This window comes from Anaeropeptidivorans aminofermentans (assembly GCF_940670685.1).
Taxonomy (GTDB): domain Bacteria; phylum Bacillota; class Clostridia; order Lachnospirales; family UBA5962; genus Anaeropeptidivorans; species Anaeropeptidivorans aminofermentans.
In genome coordinates this window covers 1,718,965-1,740,395 of sequence record NZ_OW711693.1, presented here as the reverse complement: position 1 = coordinate 1,740,395, position 21,431 = coordinate 1,718,965, and the positions used below count along the sequence as shown (strand labels likewise).

Sequence of the window (21,431 nt, the reverse complement as noted above, 5' to 3'; positions counted from 1 at the left end):
CAATTTTAAAGTCTTTATAATACGTATCGATGCAATCTTATTGAGATGCCTTTCAAATTTTTATTCTATATTTGCATTTCTGTACTGTAAACAGTACACAATTTCACCCTCAACAATTCTGCCGTCGGCAACAAATCCAAGTTCATCATATAATTTCTTTGCTACTAAATTTTCCGGTTCAAAGCTTATATAAACTTTATCATGGGCTGTATCTTTCATTAATGTTTCCAATAGGCATTCCATAGCTTTACGGCCATAGCCCATCTTTTGATGCTTTTTATCGATCATTACGCGGTATATCCAATATTCTTTATCGTCAAAATCCATGCAGTACATCAAAAAGCCTACTAAATTACTGTCATTATAAATAGCCAGCGGAACACATTCCGGCTGCGCTTTTGCCTGAGCCAAAGAATACATATTGCTGGCAATATAGTTTTTTTGTTGGTCTGAAACCGAAAGATTTATAACCTCGTCAAAATTATCTCTTGTAATTTCTTTTAATATTATCATAGAGTCTACCTCCTGTTATAGGCTGGCTTATAAAGTTTTTCAAAAATAATAGGGTTTGAGAACCTTAATAAACGAAATTTATAATAGATTAAACTTAAAAATAAAAACTGTTTCAAGTTTAATAAGCATAGGGCATTTCCCAGTTCAAACTGTCACTTTCTAAATTATCAGGCATATTCAAACTGCATCAGGCCTATTCTCTAAGTTTATACCTTTCCCTATAAGAAAGATAGGAAGCAGGTGCCTGCTTCCTATCTTTAAGTTATATTCACTTTAATATTAATACAGTAAAATAGCTTTTAAGGTAGGAACAAAAACCTATTTTTCATAAACGGCTTAATATAATAGAAACGCTTATATTAAGCCATTCAAAATATATCATTTTTATTACTGTAATTAAACTATTTTACTATAAATGATTTTAGTCATCTTCCGCCTGGCAGTACATACATCTGTATATTTTTTGCTCTTCATTGGAAAGGTAAAAAACTTGATCGATAGAAGGCTCTGTGGAGGTGATGCATCTGGGATTTTTACATTTTATAACGTTGGTGATTTTTTCGGGAAGCTTTAATGACACCTTTTTTGAAATGCTTTCATTTTCTATTGTATTTACTGTTATATTAGGGTCTATGTACCCGAGAACATCAAAATTAATATCGATGATTCCTTCGATTTTAATAATATCCTTTTTGCCGTATTTAGTGCTTTTTACATTTCTAATGATGGCAACAGCACAGTCAAGCTCTTCAAGGTTAAGATAGCGGTATATATCCATGCTTTTGCCTGCTTTTATATGGTCTATTACAAGTCCTTTTGAAATTGAGTCTACGCTTATCATATTTATACCTCCAAAAGCTTCATTATGAGAGCCATTCTGATATATTTTCCGAGCCTTGCCTGCTCAAAATACAGTGCTCTTGCATCATTATCCACATCTACAGATATTTCATTTACCCTTGGCAAGGGGTGCAGTATGGATAAGTCTTTTTTTGCTAAACTAAGCTTTTCTTTATCGAGGATATATCTGTCTTTAAGGCGTATATAGTCTTCTTCGTTAAAGAATCTTTCTCTCTGCACTCTTGTCATATATATAATATCCATTTGCGAAATACTTTTTTCAAAATCGGTGGTTTCAATAAAATCTACATTGTTTTTTACGAGAATTTCTCTTAAATAATCTGGAATTTTAAGCTCCTCCGGAGAAACAAGGATAAAACGGTTATTTTTATAGCCGCACATGGACTCAATCAGAGAATGGACCGTTCTTCCAAATTTAAGGTCTCCGCAAAGACCGACGGTTAAGTTTTCAAGAGAATTTTTATAAGTATGAATAGTAAAAAGATCCGTAAGGGTTTGAGTCGGGTGCTGGTGACCGCCGTCTCCCGCATTGATAACAGGAATTTTTGAGAATTGGGATGCAACAAGAGCCGATCCTTCTTTAGGATGGCGAATAGCACAGATGTCTGCATAGCCACTGACCATCCGTATGGTATCTGCAACAGACTCCCCTTTTGTCGCCGAGCTTGAATCTGCCGTAGAAAATCCTATAATGGAGCCGCCAAGCTCAAGCATTGCCGCTTCAAAGCTTAATCTCGTTCTCGTACTTGGCTCGTAAAACAATGTAGCAAGTTTTTTATGCTTGCATTTTTCATAATAATTTTCAGGTTTTTTTATTATGCTTTGGGAAACGGAAATAAGCTCTTTTATTTCCTCTTTACTAAGCTGCTTAATGTCTACTAAATGCTTCATAAAAAACCACCTTTTAAATTAATGTGAGTTCGACAGAATGAAAATTCCATCAAATTTATGATACTATAGTAAATTTCTTATAAAGAAGTAACAAAAACCTATTCACTACGGATTCAAAAACACGAATTTCCTTCGGAAACAGTACATTTTTGAATCCTCACGAATATACGGTTTTGTTACTCTCTAACTTTAAACTAACTTTAAATTTACTACATTCGTATAAATTTCCAGAAAAACACTGCGAATTTATACTTAGGAAACCTGAAAATGCTTACAGTAAAACTGTAAAAGCATTTTCAGGTGAACGTTTTCTTATAATCACAAACTTCCTTTCAAGTTTGTTAATTACATATTCATAACGTGAAAAGTCCTCTGGGCTTTCCCTTGGTAAACCAAGGGGGAAGGCTTCGTCGAATTCACGTTAAATTAATTATTTTTTTCTCTTAAGAGCTTTGAAAGCTCCTCCATAAAGGTATCAATATCCTTAAATTTCTTATATACAGAAGCAAAGCGGACATATGCAACCTCGTCCACCTCTTTAAGCTTGTCCATCACCATTTCGCCGATTTTGTTGCTCTCGATCTCCTTATTTAAAGAATTAAGAACGGAGCCCTCTACATAATCGGCTATCTTTTCCATTTCCTCCATGGAAATTGGGCGTTTATTGCAGGATTTTATGATACCGTTTAAAAGCTTACTTCTATCAAAGGATTCTCTTTCTCCGTTTCTTTTGATGACAGCAACAGGGATAATATCAATTCTTTCATAGGTCGTAAACCTCTCGCCGCAGCTTTCACACTGCCTTCTTCTTCTTATGGCCTTGCCGTCTTCCATGGCTCTGGAGTCCACAACCTTCGAGTCTATAGAGCCGCAAAAGGGACATTTCATTTTATCACCTGCCTGTAAGTTTTTATGCAGTAAATCGTTTTAAATAAGTATAGTTATAATCTGCATCAGCAGTCCACAAGGGCTTCCTTAGGGTCGACGTCTACAAGAATAAGGTCTTCTCCTATCTGTAAAATGTCACTCCATTTTATTTTATATTCCTTGTCGCTTCCGAACATGCAAAATACACGGCCCGGTCCTGGAATTATAATGGACACAACTTTGCCGCTTTTCGTATCTATTTCCATATCGCAAATATATCCGAGACGGCTTCCGTCGCAGACATTGATTACTTCCTTTTGTTTCATATCACAAGTACGCACAACTGACATATTATCACCTTAAGACATATCTTTCTATAGTATATGTTTTAAGGGCTTTTTATAGAATTTGTCCGTTGAAGGCAGAATAAACGCATAAATACGTTTGCCCTGCAGCTAAAATATAATTTTGGTGAGATTCTGCAGAAAGATTTGCAAAGTACCAAATGAACTTTTCAAATCTTGCATTTTAATGTAAATAAACCTCGTCAAAATGACTAAAATCTACAATATTCTTTAAAATTATTGTATGATATTTTTCATAAAATCATTTTATGGTTAAGCTTATGTTATGATAAAAGCTCAAAATGCATCTGGTCTTTTACCTTGTCGGAAACTTCTTTTCCTCTAAGTCTTTCAAGAAGCTTTAGTGCAAAATAAGGCGCCGTGGCAGGGCATTTAGAAGTTATGATATTTCTGCATTCTACTACGTTTTCATCGCCTATAGTAACATTATTCATAAGATGCTCCATGCCCGGGTAACATACTGCCTTGCAGCCGTCAAGAATACCCAATGAAGCAATAAAGGTAGGGGCCGCACAAATTGCGCCGATCAATATTTTATCAGCATAGCACTTTTTTGTAAACTTAATTAAAGAAGGATTGGCATGAAAATTTTCAACCCCAGGTCCTCCCGGGAAAATGATCATATGCACGTCGGAATCTTCTTTAAGATGATTAAAGGTAGCGTCTGCTTTAACGATGATATCGTGGGCGCCTTTTACCATATCCGATGTGTTAAGGGAAATAGTAGTTACCTTTACGCCGCCTCTCCTTAGAATATCCACAACGGAAAGCGCCTCTATTTCCTCAAATCCATCTGCAAGAAAAATATAAGCTTTCTTTTCTTCCATACAATTATTCCCCCTTTGTCTGCTTTTCCAATTCAAAATAATCAAAACGGCCTGTGTTAATCACTTCAAGCTCTATTTTAGCGTTGTATTCCTTTTCAAGAGCATTGATTACTTTCATCTTTTCAATATAATGAATAATTTTTTTATTGGAGCTTATTTTTATATAATTAAAGCTTGTCTGCACAAGAATGCGTTTTACCTTTTTATAAATAGACTCGGCTATATAATCGGTTTTTAATATATGCCCCGTTCCGTCACAAAGGGGGCATTTATCCGTAAGCTTATCTTTAAGGCTTGCATGAGTCTTTTTTCTTGTAAGCTGAACGATATTAAGCCTGCTGTAATCCACGATATGAGCGGAAAGCCTGTCCTTTTTAAGCTCAGAAGAAAAATAGGCCAAAAGTCTTTCCCTGTCCTCAGAATGATACAAATCCACAAAATCGACAATAATCATGCCGGAAATATTTCTAAGGCGGAGCTGTTTTGCTATTTCCTTTGCCGCCTCAAAATTATTCTGAAGAATCAGCTTTTCCCTGTTCTTTTTGTTAATGAATTTTCCCGTGTTAACGTCTATAACCGTACAGGCTTTTGTCTCCTCAATAATAAGAAAACCGCCGGACTTAAGCCATACCCTTTCGTGAAGCGCCTTTTCTATTTGGGTATCGATTCCAAAATGGGATAAAATATCAAGCTCCCCTTCATAAAGGGTCACCGAAGGCGCATTTTCACATAAAAAGTCACGGCATATGCGGGAAATATCCTCCATATGCTTCTCTGAATTTACTATTATCTCTTCTATATCCGAAGACAAAAGAGGCTTTATAATGCCTTCCAGCTTGCTCTCAATGTAAAGGGCCGCCGGCGGCTTTGAAAATTCCCCTAAATTCAGTATATTACGGAGCTTTTCATAAAGCTCTTCTATTTCCGTTTTTATATCTTCAAAGGAAGCTTCTGCCGCTTCCGTCCGTATAATTATATTATACCCTTTAGGAAGGATTGTTCCAATATATTTTTTAAGCTCCCGGCGTAAATTTTCATCGCCGATTTTCTGAGAGATACCGATGCTCTGTTCATTGTCATCGCCTTTAAGCAAAACGGCGTATCGCCCGGGAAGGGAAATTTCCGTAGTAACAAAAGCGCCTTTTTCCTCATGCTTATCCTTAAGCACCTGAACAGTAAGGTTCTCCCCCATTTTAAGCTTTTTATCCACAAGCCGCTGTTTATGGTCTTCCAGCTGTAAAAAGCAGTTTTTTTCATCACCGATATTGATAAAGGCAAATTGATTCGGTATGATTCTTTCTACCTTGCCGGAATAAATATTGCCTACAAGAGAAGAATTTTCATAACTGTCAACCATCAGCTCTATCAGCTCTTTATCTTGTAAAAGAGCTGATTTAATACCGCTTATGGAAACATCAACTATAATTTTTTTCATATAAATCTCCGCAAATTTTATTTCCTACAGGGCTGCAAAGCCCGAATCCGTTCTTTTCAGAAGCTCAAGCCTTATAAATTTGTATTTATGGAAGATAAATTCTCTGCCCACAAATTTGCATATTTCCGTCATAACAGCCTCAGGCTTTACATTCCTCATGGAGCCTTGGCTTATGAGCATTTGAATCCTTTGCCTTTCTTCGTCAAAGAATTTAATTTCATAAATGTCAGGGCGTATATCTTCTTCCACGGTCTTTTTTTTGCCTTTTTTCATGATTTTTATTTCTTTAAGGTTTAAAAAGCCGTCAATATCCTTTTGCGTAATTTTAAAATCCTCCGGCACAATAACATCATATAATGCGCCTTCTGTAAGAGAGGCACCGGATTTTTCACCTTTTTCAAGCTTTCTTGCAGAAATTATTAAAAGGCCTTCCGGGAAGGATTTATTAAGGCTTTCTTTTATGATGGACGTATCTCTTTCTTCTGTAAGTTCAATATCAATATATTCTCCCCTTCCTTCAAAGCCTAAGGTTAAGGGAAGGGCAAAGGACATTAGCTGATGAGGATTAAACCCTTGAGAATAAGCTATGGGAAGCCCTGCTCTATTGATAGTCCTTTGAAATATATCCAGCAAATCAAGATGACCTATAAATTTAAGACGCATTATTTTCTCAAATTTAAGCCTGTACTTTATATTTTCATTATTCATAGCAGACACCTCCGCCGAATAATGCCGCTCCGCAGCCGCTGCAATCGGCCCTGCAATTTAATGTTACTTTTTCATTCCTGCTGTTTTCAAGCTCTCTTTTGAAAAAGGCCTTGGATACGCCGATGTCTAAATGATCCCATGGAAGAATCTCGTCTGTGCTTCTCTGCCTTGTAGAATAAAAATCTATGGAAATTCCCGTATCCTTAAAAGCCTGCTCCCACAGTTCAGGCTTAAATAAATCCGTCCAGCCGTCGAACCTCGCACCAAGCTCCCAAGCCCTTATAATAAGCTTTGAAACCCTTCTGTCACCTCTGGCAATAACGCCTTCCAATACGCTTAAATAAGCGTCATGGTAATTATATCTGATTTGCTTTCTGGAAATTTTACTTTTAAGAAAACGCTGTTTCTCCATAAACTCTTGATAGGTGTTCTGCCCTTCCCATTGAAAGGGCGTAAAAGGCTTCGGAACAAAACAAGCCGTGCTTAAAACAAGGCTTACAGGCTGGCTTCTGTTTTCCTTTGGCATTTCATAATATTTATCCGCAATGCTTTCCGCAAGCTTTGCAATGCCTTCAATATCATTATAAGTTTCACCGGGGAGCCCCATCATAAAATAAAGCTTAACCCTGTTCCAGCCGCCTTCAAAGGCAAGCTTTGCCCCTTCCAGGATTTCTTCTTCCGTAAGACCTTTGTTGATGATGTCTCGAAGTCTTTGGGTACCTGCTTCTGGGGCAAATGTAAGGCTTGATTTTCTTACTTCCTGAACCTTATTCATAATGTCAAGATTAAAAGCATCTATTCTCAAGGAAGGCAAAGAAATATTCACCTTCTTGTCTGTAAATTCATTAATAAGCCCTGTGGCAAGAGGGGCAAAACCTGTATAGTCGCTTGTACTTAAAGAAATCAGAGAAATTTCCTCATGGCCTGTATTTTCTATGAGGGTGTTGGCTTTTTCCATAAGCTTGTCCCAGGATTTTTCTCTTACGGGCCTGTATACGAACCCGGCCTGACAGAATCTGCACCCTCTGATACAGCCTCTGAATATTTCAAGGGCGGCTCTGCTGTGTACTGTTTCTATAAGAGGAACAAGCTGCCGTTCAGGATAAAAAACATTATCCATATCCTTTACGATTAGTTTCATTATTTTTTCAGGGGCTTTTTCATGATTAGGCTTAAAGGATTTTATTTCTCCCGTTTCATCATATTCCACATCATAAAATTCAGGCACATAGATACCGCCGCAGTCCAAAATGCTTTCGAGAAATTTTTCCCTTCCGCCGTTATTTTTCTTGTTTTTCTTGTATAAATCAAGAACCTTGTCAAGGCCTGCTTCCCCTTCACCGATATAGAAAAAATCTACGATATCCGCAAGGGGCTCCGGATTATAGGCGCAGGGTCCTCCGGCGCATATGATGGGATAATCCTTGCCTTTCCTGTCTTTTGAGAGAATGGGGATTCCAGCCAAATCAAGCATATTAATTAAATTTGTATAGCTCATTTCATACTGCAACGTAAAGCCTATAAAATCAAATTTATTTAAAGGGTCGAAGCTTTCAAGGGTAAAAAGAGGTATTTTCTCTTCACGCATAATTTCTTCCATATCTGTCCATGGGGCAAAAACCCTTTCACAGTATGTGTCTTCACGTCTGTTAAAAAAATAATAGAGAATTTCTAAACCAAGATGGCTCATGCCAATTTCATATACATCGGGGAAACAAAAAGCAAAGCGAATATCCACATTTTCAGGGTTCTTCTTTACCATATTGATTTCTCCGCCTATATATCGTGCAGGCTTCGTAACCCGCAGCAGTATTTCTTCAGGTATTGTCATTATTTTCCTCCAAATTTATAAGGCACTTTTATATTTTCCTCTTCGAAGCGCTTTTTAATCCTAAGCCTTATTTCTCTTTCAACGGAAAAGCGCTTAGCAGTAGCTGATTCGGCACTGATACTAATCTGTACATTAGTTTCGGATAAATCTCCGATGCCAAGAAGATTCGGCCTTGAAACAAGGCCGTCTATGCCGTTATCGCCTATCATATCAAGCTCTATATTGATTGCGTCGAAAACCTTCCCTATATTTTCATCATAAGGAACATATATTTTTATAAAGCTTACAGCGGTAGTTTTTTGCCAGTTGGTAACGATACCAATAGAGCCGTTCGGTATCATATGGATTTCTCCCGTAAAAGCCTTAATTCTTATATTTCTAAGCCCTATAGACTCAACAATACCCATTTTCGACTCAATTTCAACCATATCCCCAAGAGAAAGCTGGCCTTCAAATATAATGAAAAGGCCTGCTATAACGTCTTTTATAAGGTTTTGGGCACCAAGACCCACAGCAACCCCCGCAGCGGCGGCAATAGCGTTAAAAACAGAGTTTATCCTTGAATTGCTTATCTCTGAAAGAATCATATAGGCAGCTATAAAATATATAATATATTTAAAAAAGCTTTCTAAAACAGACTGGAGGGTATTGGCCCTTTTTTCAGAAATAATTGTACCGTCTCTGAGCTTTACAGGCTTTATAAGCTTTTTTACAAGACTTTTAGAAAGGCCTATGCAAATAACAGCGATGATTATGCTTAATACAACATAAAGCAGCTTAAAAAGCACTACTTCAAGCTTTTCATAATCAAATAAAAAGCCCTTTAAGCCAAGCTTTTCTGCAATTGCAAAAGTGGAAAAATAGTAACTCATCGGAATCTCCTTTATATTAAAAAGCCTGAAAAGATTTATGAAGCATAGAAAGGCTTATTTGAAAAAGAATTTCTACTTGAATTCAGCATTGTCAAATGAAACAGAAAAAAATCCGGACTGGATTAAAATGCCGTTTACGGCATTCTAATCTTAAAGTATTTTGCGGGTAAAAATTCTTATTGCTTTTTGTTTTATATCCTCTAAAGCTAAAATTTACAAGGTATAAAAGCAAATTGACTATAGAATCTATAATTTGTGTCTTTTTTCAATTAACCAATATAAATCCATGGAAATTCTTCTTTGAGAATTTTTATAATTATAGCATATTGTCTCTTCACTTTCAAACCTTCCCTATTTCTTTAAAAAAACTAAAAACTCTTAAATTCTCCTATTTATTAATTATAACCTTGACCTTTTAATAAGCCTAAAATAAAAAAAGCCGTTTATGCGGCTTTGAAAAATTTTATGGGTATTCAAATTATTTCTTCGTAAGGTTTGCTTTGACATCAGCAGTATAGGGAAGCTCTACAAAGGTAATAGGATCAATCAGCTTTCCGTCCTTTATAAGCGTATAGTGAAGATGGGGGCCTGTAACAAGGCCTGTTTTTCCTGAAAGGGCAACGATCTGGCCCTTTTCTACTCTGTCTCCTTCTTTTACAAGAACTTTCTTTAAATGGGCATACATTACATCGTATCCGTTGTCTGTTTTATATTCCATTGCGTTTCCATAGGTGGAAGACCTGTAAATTCTTGTAACCGTTCCGTTTTGAACGGCAAGAACGCCTGTCCCCTCATCTGCGGCAATGTCTATTCCGTTGTGCAGCTCTTTTTTATTTAACACAGGATTGATTCTCTCCCCGAAGCCCGATGTTATAATGCCAGTCAAAGGGTTAATCCATTTATACATGTCCTCGGTTTGAGTATAGCTATCCAGATAAATATCTTTTATATAGGTTCCATTGGCACGCTGCTTTAATTCAATGGAACCGTGGATTTTTTTTGCGTATCAACTGCCTCCGGTAATAAAGCATTTTCCTCTGTGCTCATCTGCTTTAATATATCCTCGTCTATTCTCAGATTACTGTCGGAAGGCGTACCTGTATTCAAAAAAACATTTTCTGTAGTATGATCTTTATCATTATTTTTATTTTTTTCTTCTATTCCGAAAATATTCTTTATATAGCTTGTAATACCCCCTCCTGCCGTAGCCAGCATGCCTTTTGATTCCTCTAGGCCGTCTTCTGAAATATTACTTTTTATGGCTGTTTTAACTCCGTTTTTTATATTATTGGTAAAAGGCATATTAAATAAATTGAGTATAAGAAAAAACAGCAGTATTACTCCGCAAATCATGCTTTGAATAATAATAGCCTCACTTAAAGAATATCCTCTGGCTGCTGCATATCTATTTGTTTTTTTCCTTTTTTTAGCTGTGGTTGGCCTTGGCTTTCTTCGTACCGGTTTTCTATCCATTTTATTCCACCCCTTAAAGGCATTATAATCAAATTTTTAATATAAAAATAATTAATTTGGATACTATAAAATAATAATTTAAAGCTCCTACAGGAAGCTTGTTTCCTGTTCATAGAATATTTATATGAGGCCTTCTTGCTTTTCAGAACAAAAAGGTCCTATAATAAATTATTGACAAATTTGTAAAATATACTCAAAAAATTTTATGAGGTGAATTATGGAAATAGAAAGGAAATACCTAATTAAAAGTTCGGCTCCTGATCTTCAAGGCTTTAAAGCACTTGATATCATTCAGGGATATATCTCTTTTTCCCCTACAATACGCTTAAGAAAGCAAAATGATTCATATTTTCTCACAGTGAAATCTTCAGGTCTTTTAGAAAGAGAAGAATTTGAGCTTCCCATAAGCCATGAATCCTTTGAAAATCTTTGGAAAAAAATAGAATCCTATCCCGTTGAAAAAATAAGATATCTCATTCCCTTAGAAAACGGGCTTACAGCGGAACTAGATGTGTATAAAAACGACCTGGAACCCCTTAGAACCGTAGAGGTGGAATTTGAATCCGTAGAAGCTTCAGAGGCGTTTATTCCGCCTGAATGGTTCGCAGAGGAAGTCACTTTCGACCATAGATATAAAAATGGAAACATTGCCAGAAACAGACTTAATGATATAAAAATATAAAAGATGCCTTATTTTTCTAATTTTATTTAAAGTTCAGTAAATTCTAATTGTTTTACAATATTTTATACCATTTGTACTATTGACATTTGTTCATTTGTCGAATACTGTTTATTTGTAGGGATAAAACACTATTGCATAATGTTTGGCATTATATTATAATCAACATAAATGGTAATTATTACCATATTTTGCAATAATAACTAATTTGCTTAACTTAAATACTATTTGGAGGGATAAGGATGAGTAATGGTAAGATAAGTATTTTATTGGCAGATGACAACAAAGACTTTTGTGATATTATGAATAATTTCTTTCATCAGTTCGATGATATGGAGGTTGTAGGCATTGCTCACGACGGAATAGAGACCTATGAAAAGATAATGTGTCTTAAACCTGATGTTGCAATAATCGACGGTATTATGCCCCGACTTGACGGTCTTGGAGTACTTGAAAAGCTGGACAAGCCAAATAGGCCCGGTATGCCTATATGTATTATTCTTTCAGCTATGAGCCAGGAAAGAATAACCCAAAAAGCCATAGACCTTGGCGCAGATTACTATATAGTAAAGCCTTTCGACCTTGAATCCATCGTAAGCAGAATTCGTCATCTTAAGTCAATGCCATCGTCTAAGGTCCTTAGCAGCCCTTCCGCTGCAAATCCTTTTTCAAGCGCTGTTTCTCTTGAATCAAGAGTCACAAATATTCTGCATGAGATAGGGGTTCCAGCACATATCAGGGGATACCATTATATGCGTGAAGCTATTATGATGGCTGTTAACGATATCGACGTACTTAATTACATAACAAAGGAACTTTATCCTTCCATCGCTAAAAAATGCAGTACAACCCCCAGCAGGGTTGAAAGAGCCATACGCCACGCTATAGAGGTTGCATGGAGCCGTGGAAAAGTTGACGCTATAGATAAGATATTCGGCTATACCGTAAATACCCATAAAGGCAAACCTACAAACAGTGAATTTATCGCCCTTATAGCCGACAGGCTTCGTCTTGAGCTTAAAGCAAGCTAATTAAAAATATCCGACATTAAATACATTCCTTTCCAACATTAAATACATTCCTTTCCAATATTTTAGAAATTATGGTAAATATAAAGTTAAACAGAAACAAAATCGTGTATTCACATAAATTCAAGATACCATTTCCGAAGGAAATCCGTATTTGGGGTCTATGGTGAATAGGTTTTGCTACTTCTTTAAAAGAAGTTTACTATATAATTCAATTATCAATAGGAAATTCATCAGTTTATACGTCTAATTCATTTTCACAGCTTATAGGAAATTTCAAATTAAACAATAATAAAAATCGTATATTTTGAATGGCTTAAACATAGCGATTCTATATGTTTAAGCCGTTTATGAAAAATAGATTTTTATTGCTTCCTTCTGTGAAATTTACTATAGTGCCTAATCCTATATAAAAACATAAAGAACAACCGCTTGAAATATAAAAGTTTATTATACCTTTAAATTTACAATACCCTTTTATACAAATTATTTTTAAAAATATACGAAGAAAGCCAGCAGCGCTTTCAAGCCATAGCCGCTTTATGGTATTTAAATCTATTATAGTAAATTTAAAGTAAATAAGTTTTGTTACTTCTTTATAAGAAATTTACTATAACAATAAAAACAAGGTTATTAAGAATATTCCAAACCACATGTTACATTTCACTTCCTTCAAAAAGCCGCCTTTTTAAATAAAAAGGCGGCTTTTACTATATAAATATATATTTTATTCTCTAATAAATAAACTTTTGTTACCTCTTTATGAGAAATTTACTATATGAACTAAAATGTAAGCCTCATATCATACCATACGGCTCCCCCGTGGGCAGAGCTTGAAATGCCTTCATTTACATAGCCGAATTTCTCATAATAATGGATAAGCTTATCCTTGCATGTAAGCACACAGCCTTTTCTTCCTTGGGCCTTGGCATCGGAAATAACTTTCTCCATCAGCATTGCGGCATAGCCTTTTCTTCTGTATTCAGGTATGGTATTTACGCCGAATATAGTTTGCCACATACCATTTTTGTTATGTAAAGAGGCGTCTTTAAACATTTCGTCCCGGATAAAAGGCTCATCTGTAACCATGCCGTTTATAAAGCCTATTATTTTTCCGCCGTCTTCTAAAAGCCAGAAATACTCAGGATATACCCTTAGCCTTTTTTCAAAATCACTTGAGGTAGCCGCTTCTTCTTTAGGAAAGCATGCAGCTTCCACTTTCGTTATACTTTCTAAATCTTCCATAACAGCCGTTCTTATATTCATTTCCTACCTGCCTTATCTTAGAATGTGGATGTGTATGATACATCAATGTGCGTCTGATGCTATTCGTATAAGTTTGCAGAGAAACACTGCAAATTTATGCGGTATTAAGCCTTCTGCTCCCCATGAATAATGATTTCCGAAAGCTTCACCTCAAAAGGCATTTCCTTATTTTTAATCATTTTTATTGTTTCATCAATATAAACATGCTCTATTCCGCTTATATTAAAATTAATTTTTTTATAAATAAACTGCATTATGGGGCCTGTGCAAAAGGCAAAAATAGCAGTTCCTATTCCGTATTTAGCACCTAAAATAACGCCGAGAATAAATACTACAGATTCTATAGCGGTTTTTACTACACGGGTAGATTTATTGTATTTTCTGCAAAGGCCGATAAACATGCTGTCTCTTGGGCCTGCTCCAAGGCCAACACCAATATAAAAATAAAGCCCAAAGGAGTATACCACCATAGAAGCAAAAAATTGAACATAACTTGCTATCCCTGTTTGGTGGGGAACAAAATTAAGAGTATTTACCAAATCTACAAATAACCCTATTGAAAACATATTTATAATTGTTGAAAGGCCAATTTTAACTTTCAGGGCAAATACGTCTATTAATATAATAATAATGGAAAAGCATATTGTAACCTGCCCTAACGTAAGGCCTGTATGTATGGATACCCCCGTATGGAATAAATCCCACGGTGCCATACCCAAATCGGCATTAATACTCATAACAATGGAAACGGCACATAAAAAAAGCCCAAATATAAGACTTAGAACCTTTAAAGCAAATATCTTCATTTTTAACCCCAGCCTCCAGCTTAATAATTATGATGATTATTTTCTAATATATTATATCTGTTTTTTTATATAAGAGCAATTTAATTTTATGCAGATAAAATAAATATATATACAAAAGGCTTATTTCATTTATAAGTACAAATTTTAAACCACAAATTTAAAAGTTTATAAAATCTAATTTTTCCGTATTTCTTTATTTATTTAACTATAACAGGAACTTGACTTAATCAGCCTTATCATGTACTATAAGTTAAACACATCTAATTTGGAGAACGCCATGACAACAATCGAATATATTAAAGACAATATTTTACTTTTTGACGGAGCAATGGGAACCTACTATGCCGACAAATCAAATTCTTCTTTGAAAAGCTGCGAACTTGCAAATCTTAATGACCCTGAAACTATATTTAAAATACATAGAGAATATATAGACGCCGGTGCAAAGGCAATAAAAACCAATACCTTCGGCGCAAATAAAACAAGCCTTAACTGTGATTCAAAGCTTCTGAAAGAAATAATATCCGAAGGTTTTGACATAGCTTCAAAAGCCGCTAAGAAAGATGCTTTTGTCTTTGCAGACATTGGACCCATACCCTCTGTAAATTCGGAAGACCCATTGGAAGGCTATATGGAAATAGCCGATATATTTCTTGAAGCAGGAGCAGAGAACTTTCTTTTTGAAACATTTCCCTCTACAGATTATCTAAAGGAAATCTCTTTATATATCAAAAGCAAAAAAACTACAGCATTTATTCTCACGGAATTTGCAGTTACTCCCGAAGGCTATACAAGAAAAGGTATGTCCGGCAAAAAAATATTCTATGAAGTATCAGAAATAGATTCCATAGACGCTTTAGGTTTTAATTGTATATCAGGCCCACGGCATCTTCTTGAATATATAAAGGGAATAGACATATACGGGAAAACCGTCAGCATCATGCCTAACGCAGGCTATCCCACGGTTATTAATAACAGAACGTTTTTTGACGGAAGGGCTTCTTATTTTGCTTCTCAGATGGCTGAAATAGCCAAGCAGGGCGTCGCTATTTTAGGAGGCTGCTGCGGAACTACCCCTGAATTCATAAAGCAGACTGCAAAAATACTTGAAAACGTAAAAAAACAGGAGCCGAAAAAACACCCTGAGCTTCATTTGGAGCAATCCTCTTCTCAATCTTCTTTTAAGCTTCTTGATAAAATAAATTCCGGCAATAAAATAATAGCCGTTGAACTTGACCCTCCTACGGATACGGATATAGACTTTTTTATTGAAAGCGCTAAAATGCTCAAATCTGTAGGAATAGACGTAATTACCATAGCAGACTGCCCCATAGCAAGGGCAAGAGTAGATTCAAGCCTTCTGGCATGTAAAATAAAAAGGGATTTAGATATTGAAACTATGCCCCATCTTACCTGCCGTGACAGGAATATTAATGCGACCAAGGCCCTTCTTCTCGGGCTAAGTATCGAAGGAATTGAAAACGTCCTTGTAGTTACAGGCGACCCTATCCCCTCTGCTCAAAGAGACGAGATAAAGGCAATGTTCAGCTTTAACTCTGCAAACCTTGCTTCTTATATAGCAAGCCTTAACGAATCTATATTGACCCGTCCCTTTCTCATAAGCGGAGCCCTTAATGTAAACGCCAGAAATTTTGATGCACAATTAAAACATGCGGAAAATAAAATTAAAAGCGGCGTTTCCATGTTTCTTACTCAGCCTGTGCTTACACCCGAGGCCTTTGAAAACCTTAAAAGAGCAAGAAATGCCTTAGACGTTAAAATCATAGGCGGAATAATGCCTATTATAAGCTATAAAAACGCATGCTTTATGAATAATGAAATATCGGGAATAAATGTCTCCGATGAAATAATAAAAATGTATGAAAATGTTTCAAAAGAAGAAGGCCGAAGGCTTGCCGTAGAGCTTTCTACGAAAATAGCAAAGGAAATCTTTCCTTATGTAGACGGATATTATATCATGACACCTTTTAAACGAATAGAAATCGTCTGCTCCATCATTTCCAATATACAGGCTCTTTCTTTTGAGCAATAAATAATTTGACCATTTCTCATTATTGATAAGAATATATTTCCGCAAAAAGGCCGTCTCTAGAGACGGTCTTTTTGCGGAAATATAAAGATTCATGAACTTACAGTAAATTTCACAGAAGGAAGCAATAAAAATCTATTTTTTATAAACGGCTTAAACATATAAAATCCCTATGTTTAAGCCATTCAAAATATACGATTTTTATTACTGTTTAATTTGAAATTGACTATAGATAGTGATGGGTTTAAATTATAACAAATTTAAAATGAAGAAGAAATAAAACCGTATATTCACATAGACACAAAAATCTAGTGTTTCCAAAGGAAACTTGTATTTTGATTCTCTAATGAAGGCTTTTCTTCCTTCTTTATAAAAAACTTACTATAATTGAATTTAAACTTTATCATCATTCTATATTTATTTTTTCATATCCTGAGTATTCCGTTCCGTTATATAAAAGCTTATAGCCCATACCGGACTTTGGCTGCCAGTCATAAAAGTTATTGTTTGATAGGAAAAGGCTCTCCATAATGGCGACAATTACTCCGCCGTGACATAGAAGAACAGCAGATTCTGCCTTGCTTTTAATAATTTCATTGGTAAGCTCAAATAGGCCTCTTTTTACTCTAAGGTAAAATTCTTTCCGGCTTTCCCCTCCAGGGCAGCGATAGCTTCCTTCCTTATCGCTTATCCATGCTATATATTCTTTATGATTTTTAAGCTCTTCATAGGATTTTAAATCGAATATGCCTACATTAAGCTCTTTAAAGCTTGCCATTTCTTTAAATACGCAGTCTTTGCCGTATATAAGCTTAAGCGTCTCATTGGCCCTTTTCATTCCGCTGGTAAAAAAAAGCTCTGACTGCGGGTATATGCCGGCTTTTACATATTCCTTCATTTCCTTTATTCCCTGTTTGGAAAGGTCTACGTCCGCCCAGCCACAGTAAAGCTTCTTCTCATTAGGCATTGTTTTTCCATGGCGTATTAGAGAAAGAACAAAACTCATTTTATCACCGTCTCTATCCCTGCAAAAACTCTTATAACCGTTTCAGATTCCCTCGTTATCCTTCCCAAAGCCCTGCCAAGGTCTTCACGCCAAAGGCGGAAATTACTGTCTATGGGAACCACCCCTTGGGAAATATCATCAGAGATTATTATTTTATCCTTGAATTTATCCATATTGCTTTCCAAAAAGGCCATGGAATCCTTTCCTTCAAGAATAAGGCTATAAATAAAGTCATGAAAATTATAAAATATCTTTTTATTGAAATCTATGGCTTCCGTTTTAAGATTTACTACATCTTCATCGGAAAGATTGTATTTTCTTTTTGCCGTATCAAGCTTCCCTTGATAGGCTCCGCCTATAATAAGTATCATTCAAATTCCCCTTTACAAAACAGCAAGCAAAAATAAGCCCAATGTCTCACAAACACTGATGGAAAAGCCCGTAAGATCTCCTGAGAACCCGCCGAAGCTTTTATTTAAGCCGTACGCTGTAAAGATTACTGCAAAAAGCAAAGCGAAAGAAAGTATAAGCCCTTTTATACCAAAAAATATAAGCGAGAGTATACAGCATAGAATAATAGAAATTATAATGAATAAAACCGTATTTTCATGGCTTTTTTCTTTAAAAAATGCCCCCATGCTGCTTCCCTTTAAAGGCTTTGCTTTAAGAAGAAAAACAGCCCCTCCGCTTCTCGAAATAATCGGAATGATTATAAGCATAAAATAATCTTTGCTTAATGTGATTACTCCGTGAGCCGAAGAAAAATTACACAGCATCAGCATTATAATGCTCGTAACGGCAAAAGAGCCAACATGGGAATCTCTTAAAATACGAAGCCTTTCGTCCAAATCTCTTCTTGAAAATAAAGCGTCGCAGGTATCCATAAAACCGTCTATATGCAAAAATCCGCTGATAAAAAACGGAAAAATACTTATGATAAAAGCCCTCAGCATTACGGGAATGTGAAGCTTTGCAGATACGGCATAAACTAAAACCCATAAAAGCCCTATAAGAAAGCCTACCAAAGGCAGAAATGCCATGATATATTTTACTCTGCCGTCTTCCCAGTCTCCATGAGGAGCAGGCAATATGGTATACATAGAAACTGCCTCAAAAAAGGAATGAGCTAATTTTCTCATAAAGCATTTCAAACTCCTTTTTTCCTTTGTGTATGATTAGGCTTGAAAATACGCATTCTATCACAATGTCTGATTGTTCGGCACAGAATCTATCGAGACAAGCAAGGCTTCTTCTGTAGCCTTCCGTATAGTCATCATATATAAATGCATCAGAATAAATATAGTCCGAAACTACAACGATATCTTCTACGCTTTTATAAACCTTTCCAAGGCCTTTTTTTATGTTTTCAAAGGCAAAAAAATCACATTTACCTTCCGGTGAAAACATCTCATTAGATAAAAGGGCCGTAAGAGAATCCAGAAGAAAAGAACCGTCTTTACTGCATATATTGAGTATATTTTCTATATGCTCCGGGCACTCAATTGTCTCAAAACCCCAATCCTTCCTTTCTTCCTTATGGCGGATTATCCGAAGGTCGTCCTCTTTATCTGCAGGGCGCATTGTCGCTATATAATATAAGCTTTTCTTTCTCTGGGCCATGGCAAGCTTCTGTGCGTAATAAGATTTGCCGTTTTTACAGCCTCCTGAAATAAAAATCTTCATTTATTCTACCTCAAAGCTTTTATCCTTACTGATATTATCTAAATATTCCGTGGCTATATTTGCTTCTTCAAATGTAGCCATATGATTCATAATGGCACAGGCTCCGTCAAGAACAGAAAACATGATAGGACAGCCGCTTCCCTCGCCTAAACGCATATTAAGATGAAGCACAGGTTCAAAGCCTGCTTCCTTGGCGGCATATTGAAAGCCCTTTTCATAGGAAGCGTGAGACGGTATGAGATATTCTTTTACTTCCGGGCAAAGCCTTATGGCCAAAAGAGCCGAAACCATAGAAATATATCCGTCTATGACAGCAGGCATTTTATTTTTTGCAGCACCTATAAAAGCGCCTGCCATAGCCCCTATGTCAAATCCCCCCACCTTTGCGAGTACATCAACAGGGTCTTTAGAATCGGGCTGATGAAGCTTTAGGGCTTTTTCTATGATGCTTTTCTTTTTCTCATAAGCTTCATCGGTTAAACCCGCCCCCTTTCCTACGCTTAAGAATGTATCTATTCCGCAAAGAGCAGATAAAACCGCCGCTGAGGTAGTGGTATTGCCTATGCCCATTTCTCCGAGGCCTATGATGTCATATCCTTCTTTAAAGCATTCATCTGCCATTTCTATTCCTGCCATAATGGACTGAAGAGCTTCTTGTCTTGTCATGGCAGGCTCTTTCGTAAAATTGCCTGTGGATTTTCGTATTTTACGGTTGATGATGCCCTTTATATTAAGGTCGGCGTTTATGCCAAGGTCCACGACTTTAAGGTCCGTATGATACTGTTTTGCAAGAACAGCGGCTCCTGTAAGCCCTCTTGTAAAATTAACGCTCATAAAATATGTAACATTCTGGGGCGCGGAAGCTACCCCTTCTTCTACAATTCCGTTATCGGAACACATGATAATAAGGCATCTTTTATCCAGGCTGTTTTTAAGCTTTCCCTTTATTGCGGCAATCTGGGCTGAGAAGCTTTCAAGCCTTCCCAGGCTCCCTGGCGGCTTTGCAAGAGAATCCAGCCTTTTTACTGCCTCATTATATACCTCTTTGTCACAGCCTTCTATGCTGCTAATAATTGCCTTTAACTTTTCCTCCATTACGGCCTCCTGAAATTCTTTATTGAAATCTGGTTTTTGTCCTTCATGAGTATATGCTCAATTTTTTCAACAGTCAAATCAGAAAAATCCATTATCCTATCGGCAGAGGATAAATCAAAGCCAAAATGCCTGTCTGTAAGAGCTATGGCCTTCATTCCAGCCTTTTTCGCAGAAATAAGGCCGTTTTGAGAATCTTCTATGGCAATGCAGTTTTCAGGCTCAAGGCCAAGCTTTTCACAGCAGTAGAGATAAATTTCAGGATTCGGCTTTCCCATTACAATCATATCTCCCGATACAATTGTATGAAATTCGTCAAATATTTCGCATTGTGTAAGATTTCTCTTTACGCCGGCCATAGAAGTCGATGAGGCTACGGCCACCTTAAACCCTCTTTCCTTAAGGCCTTTTAAAAGAACTTTCATATTGGGCCGCATTAATTCTTTATAGTTTAAGGGTCTTTTGCTTCTATATTCTTTAAGGCCTTCCCTAAGGCTTTCAATATCTGCTTTGGGATTAAACTTCAATATAGCCGTCCATAAGCCGTCTTTTGCTCCCATGCAGGCCTTTACGATATCATTATTAAAAATTACGTTTTGCTCTTTAAAAAAATCCTTAAACATAGATATAGATAGTACTTCATTATCTATAATCGTACCGTCCATATCAAATATAACGCCAAAACCCGACATATCCGCCATGATTAAAAACCTCCGTTTTCTATGCCTAATGGTCTTATATTAAACCCTTCCCTTATGGCGCATGGTAATATGCTTTATCCCTGCGTCCATGAAAGGCTCTCCTTCTTCCTTATAGCCAAGGCTTTCATAAAGATCTTTAATATAATACTGAGCATGAATAACCTGCTCTTTGCTGCCAAGGTCATAAGCCTTATTCATTAGAGCAATCATTCCCAGCTTTCCGTAGCCTTTGCCTCTATGCTCTTTTAACACGGCAAAACGGCCAATGGTAAAGTTTTCTTCGGTCATTAATATTCTTCCTGTTCCTACAGGCTTTCCGTCTTCAAGTATCAGCATGTGAAGGGAATTTCTATCCCCTTCTTCATCGTCGTCATCTTCCTTTGGAACATTTTGTTCCTGAACGAATACAATCTCTCTTATTTTAAGAGCCGCTGAAATATCGTCTTCAGCTCCATTAAGCCATTTAAATTCAAGCAT

24 protein-coding genes are annotated in these 21,431 nt (G+C 36.4%); 3 read left to right on the top strand and 21 right to left on the bottom strand.

The genetic code is table 11. The annotated features are described in order from the left end of the window. Positions 1 to 60 precede the first annotated feature (60 nt). From NBX03_RS07195 to NBX03_RS07140, 12 genes are all read right to left on the bottom strand, one after another. The gene (locus NBX03_RS07195; RefSeq protein ID WP_250230073.1) at positions 61 to 513 is read right to left on the bottom strand and encodes a GNAT family N-acetyltransferase; all 453 of its coding nucleotides are present in this window, start codon (positions 511 to 513) and stop codon (positions 61 to 63) included. 421 nt (positions 514 to 934) lie between these two features. Then, positions 935 to 1,354 carry an aspartate carbamoyltransferase regulatory subunit gene (locus NBX03_RS07190; protein ID WP_250230072.1) on the bottom strand — a complete coding sequence of 140 codons (420 nt, stop codon included), beginning with the start codon at positions 1,352 to 1,354 and terminating at the stop codon, positions 935 to 937. Positions 1,355 to 1,356: 2 nt separating this feature from the next. Beyond that, positions 1,357 to 2,265: an aspartate carbamoyltransferase gene (pyrB, locus tag NBX03_RS07185; RefSeq protein WP_250230071.1), complete on the bottom strand. Its 909-nt coding sequence runs from the start codon at positions 2,263 to 2,265 to the stop codon at positions 1,357 to 1,359. A 426-nt stretch (positions 2,266 to 2,691) separates the two neighbouring features. Next, entirely contained in the window at positions 2,692 to 3,153 is a 462-nt protein-coding gene (nrdR, locus tag NBX03_RS07180; protein ID WP_250230070.1) for a transcriptional regulator NrdR, read from the bottom strand. 65 nt (positions 3,154 to 3,218) lie between these two features. Further along, entirely contained in the window at positions 3,219 to 3,482 is a 264-nt protein-coding gene (locus NBX03_RS07175) for a YlmC/YmxH family sporulation protein (RefSeq protein WP_323373267.1), read from the bottom strand. 278 nt (positions 3,483 to 3,760) lie between these two features. Beyond that, a complete protein-coding gene (locus tag NBX03_RS07170) occupies positions 3,761 to 4,324 on the bottom strand; it encodes a DJ-1 family glyoxalase III (RefSeq protein WP_250230069.1) in 564 nt (187 codons plus the stop codon). Between the two features lie 4 nt (positions 4,325 to 4,328). After that, positions 4,329 to 5,759, bottom strand: a complete 1,431-nt coding sequence (locus NBX03_RS07165; protein WP_250230068.1) for an Rne/Rng family ribonuclease — start codon at positions 5,757 to 5,759, stop codon at positions 4,329 to 4,331. Positions 5,760 to 5,783: 24 nt separating this feature from the next. Further along, a complete protein-coding gene (locus tag NBX03_RS07160; protein WP_250230067.1) occupies positions 5,784 to 6,467 on the bottom strand; it encodes a TIGR03936 family radical SAM-associated protein in 684 nt (227 codons plus the stop codon). After that, positions 6,460 to 8,298, bottom strand: coding sequence for a TIGR03960 family B12-binding radical SAM protein (locus NBX03_RS07155; RefSeq protein ID WP_250230066.1), 1,839 nt, complete (start codon positions 8,296 to 8,298; stop codon positions 6,460 to 6,462). The genes NBX03_RS07160 and NBX03_RS07155 overlap by 8 nt, the downstream gene beginning before the upstream one ends. Next, positions 8,298 to 9,170 (bottom strand): mechanosensitive ion channel family protein, encoded by an 873-nt coding sequence (locus tag NBX03_RS07150; protein ID WP_250230065.1) that lies wholly within the window; start codon positions 9,168 to 9,170, stop codon positions 8,298 to 8,300. The genes NBX03_RS07155 and NBX03_RS07150 overlap by 1 nt, the downstream gene beginning before the upstream one ends. 478 nt (positions 9,171 to 9,648) lie before the next feature. Further along, entirely contained in the window at positions 9,649 to 10,077 is a 429-nt protein-coding gene (locus NBX03_RS07145) for a M23 family metallopeptidase (protein WP_323373266.1), read from the bottom strand. 65 nt (positions 10,078 to 10,142) lie between these two features. Next, entirely contained in the window at positions 10,143 to 10,643 is a 501-nt protein-coding gene (locus tag NBX03_RS07140; protein WP_250230064.1) for a hypothetical protein, read from the bottom strand. Positions 10,644 to 10,860: 217 nt separating this feature from the next. Here NBX03_RS07140 and NBX03_RS07135 point away from each other — a divergent pair, with 217 nt between their 5' ends. Continuing rightward, positions 10,861 to 11,325 (top strand): CYTH domain-containing protein, encoded by a 465-nt coding sequence (locus tag NBX03_RS07135; RefSeq protein ID WP_250230063.1) that lies wholly within the window; start codon positions 10,861 to 10,863, stop codon positions 11,323 to 11,325. A gap of 239 nt (positions 11,326 to 11,564) precedes the next feature. Then, positions 11,565 to 12,353 carry a sporulation transcription factor Spo0A gene (spo0A, locus tag NBX03_RS07130; RefSeq protein WP_250230062.1) on the top strand — a complete coding sequence of 263 codons (789 nt, stop codon included), beginning with the start codon at positions 11,565 to 11,567 and terminating at the stop codon, positions 12,351 to 12,353. Between the two features lie 780 nt (positions 12,354 to 13,133). On the opposite strand, the gene NBX03_RS07125 is transcribed toward spo0A, so the two are convergent. Both NBX03_RS07125 and NBX03_RS07120 read right to left on the bottom strand, forming a co-directional pair. After that, entirely contained in the window at positions 13,134 to 13,616 is a 483-nt protein-coding gene (locus NBX03_RS07125) for a GNAT family N-acetyltransferase (protein ID WP_250230061.1), read from the bottom strand. Positions 13,617 to 13,720: 104 nt separating this feature from the next. Next, positions 13,721 to 14,422, bottom strand: coding sequence for a YczE/YyaS/YitT family protein (locus NBX03_RS07120; protein WP_250230060.1), 702 nt, complete (start codon positions 14,420 to 14,422; stop codon positions 13,721 to 13,723). A 277-nt stretch (positions 14,423 to 14,699) separates the two neighbouring features. Between NBX03_RS07120 and NBX03_RS07115 the strand changes: the two genes are divergently transcribed. Beyond that, positions 14,700 to 16,475, top strand: coding sequence for a bifunctional homocysteine S-methyltransferase/methylenetetrahydrofolate reductase (locus NBX03_RS07115; RefSeq protein ID WP_250230059.1), 1,776 nt, complete (start codon positions 14,700 to 14,702; stop codon positions 16,473 to 16,475). A gap of 403 nt (positions 16,476 to 16,878) precedes the next feature. Here NBX03_RS07115 and NBX03_RS07110 read toward each other — a convergent pair whose 3' ends face one another. The 7 genes from NBX03_RS07110 to NBX03_RS07080 are packed head-to-tail and all read right to left on the bottom strand — an operon-like array spanning position 16,879 to position 21,431. Beyond that, entirely contained in the window at positions 16,879 to 17,478 is a 600-nt protein-coding gene (locus tag NBX03_RS07110) for a histidine phosphatase family protein (protein WP_250230058.1), read from the bottom strand. After that, a complete protein-coding gene (locus NBX03_RS07105; protein WP_250230057.1) occupies positions 17,475 to 17,849 on the bottom strand; it encodes a bifunctional adenosylcobinamide kinase/adenosylcobinamide-phosphate guanylyltransferase in 375 nt (124 codons plus the stop codon). Before NBX03_RS07105 ends, NBX03_RS07110 begins: the two co-directional genes overlap by 4 nt. Before the next feature lie 12 nt (positions 17,850 to 17,861). Further along, entirely contained in the window at positions 17,862 to 18,617 is a 756-nt protein-coding gene (locus NBX03_RS07100) for an adenosylcobinamide-GDP ribazoletransferase (protein ID WP_250230056.1), read from the bottom strand. Next, complete coding sequence (locus NBX03_RS07095) at positions 18,589 to 19,161, bottom strand: bifunctional adenosylcobinamide kinase/adenosylcobinamide-phosphate guanylyltransferase (protein WP_250230055.1); 573 nt, start codon at positions 19,159 to 19,161, stop codon at positions 18,589 to 18,591. The genes NBX03_RS07100 and NBX03_RS07095 overlap by 29 nt, the downstream gene beginning before the upstream one ends. Beyond that, complete coding sequence (cobT, locus tag NBX03_RS07090; RefSeq protein ID WP_250230054.1) at positions 19,162 to 20,256, bottom strand: nicotinate-nucleotide--dimethylbenzimidazole phosphoribosyltransferase; 1,095 nt, start codon at positions 20,254 to 20,256, stop codon at positions 19,162 to 19,164. It lies immediately after the preceding gene. Then, a complete protein-coding gene (locus NBX03_RS07085) occupies positions 20,256 to 20,954 on the bottom strand; it encodes an HAD family hydrolase (protein WP_250230053.1) in 699 nt (232 codons plus the stop codon). Before NBX03_RS07085 ends, cobT begins: the two co-directional genes overlap by 1 nt. A 39-nt stretch (positions 20,955 to 20,993) precedes the next feature. Further along, a complete protein-coding gene (locus tag NBX03_RS07080) occupies positions 20,994 to 21,431 on the bottom strand; it encodes a GNAT family N-acetyltransferase (protein ID WP_250230052.1) in 438 nt (145 codons plus the stop codon).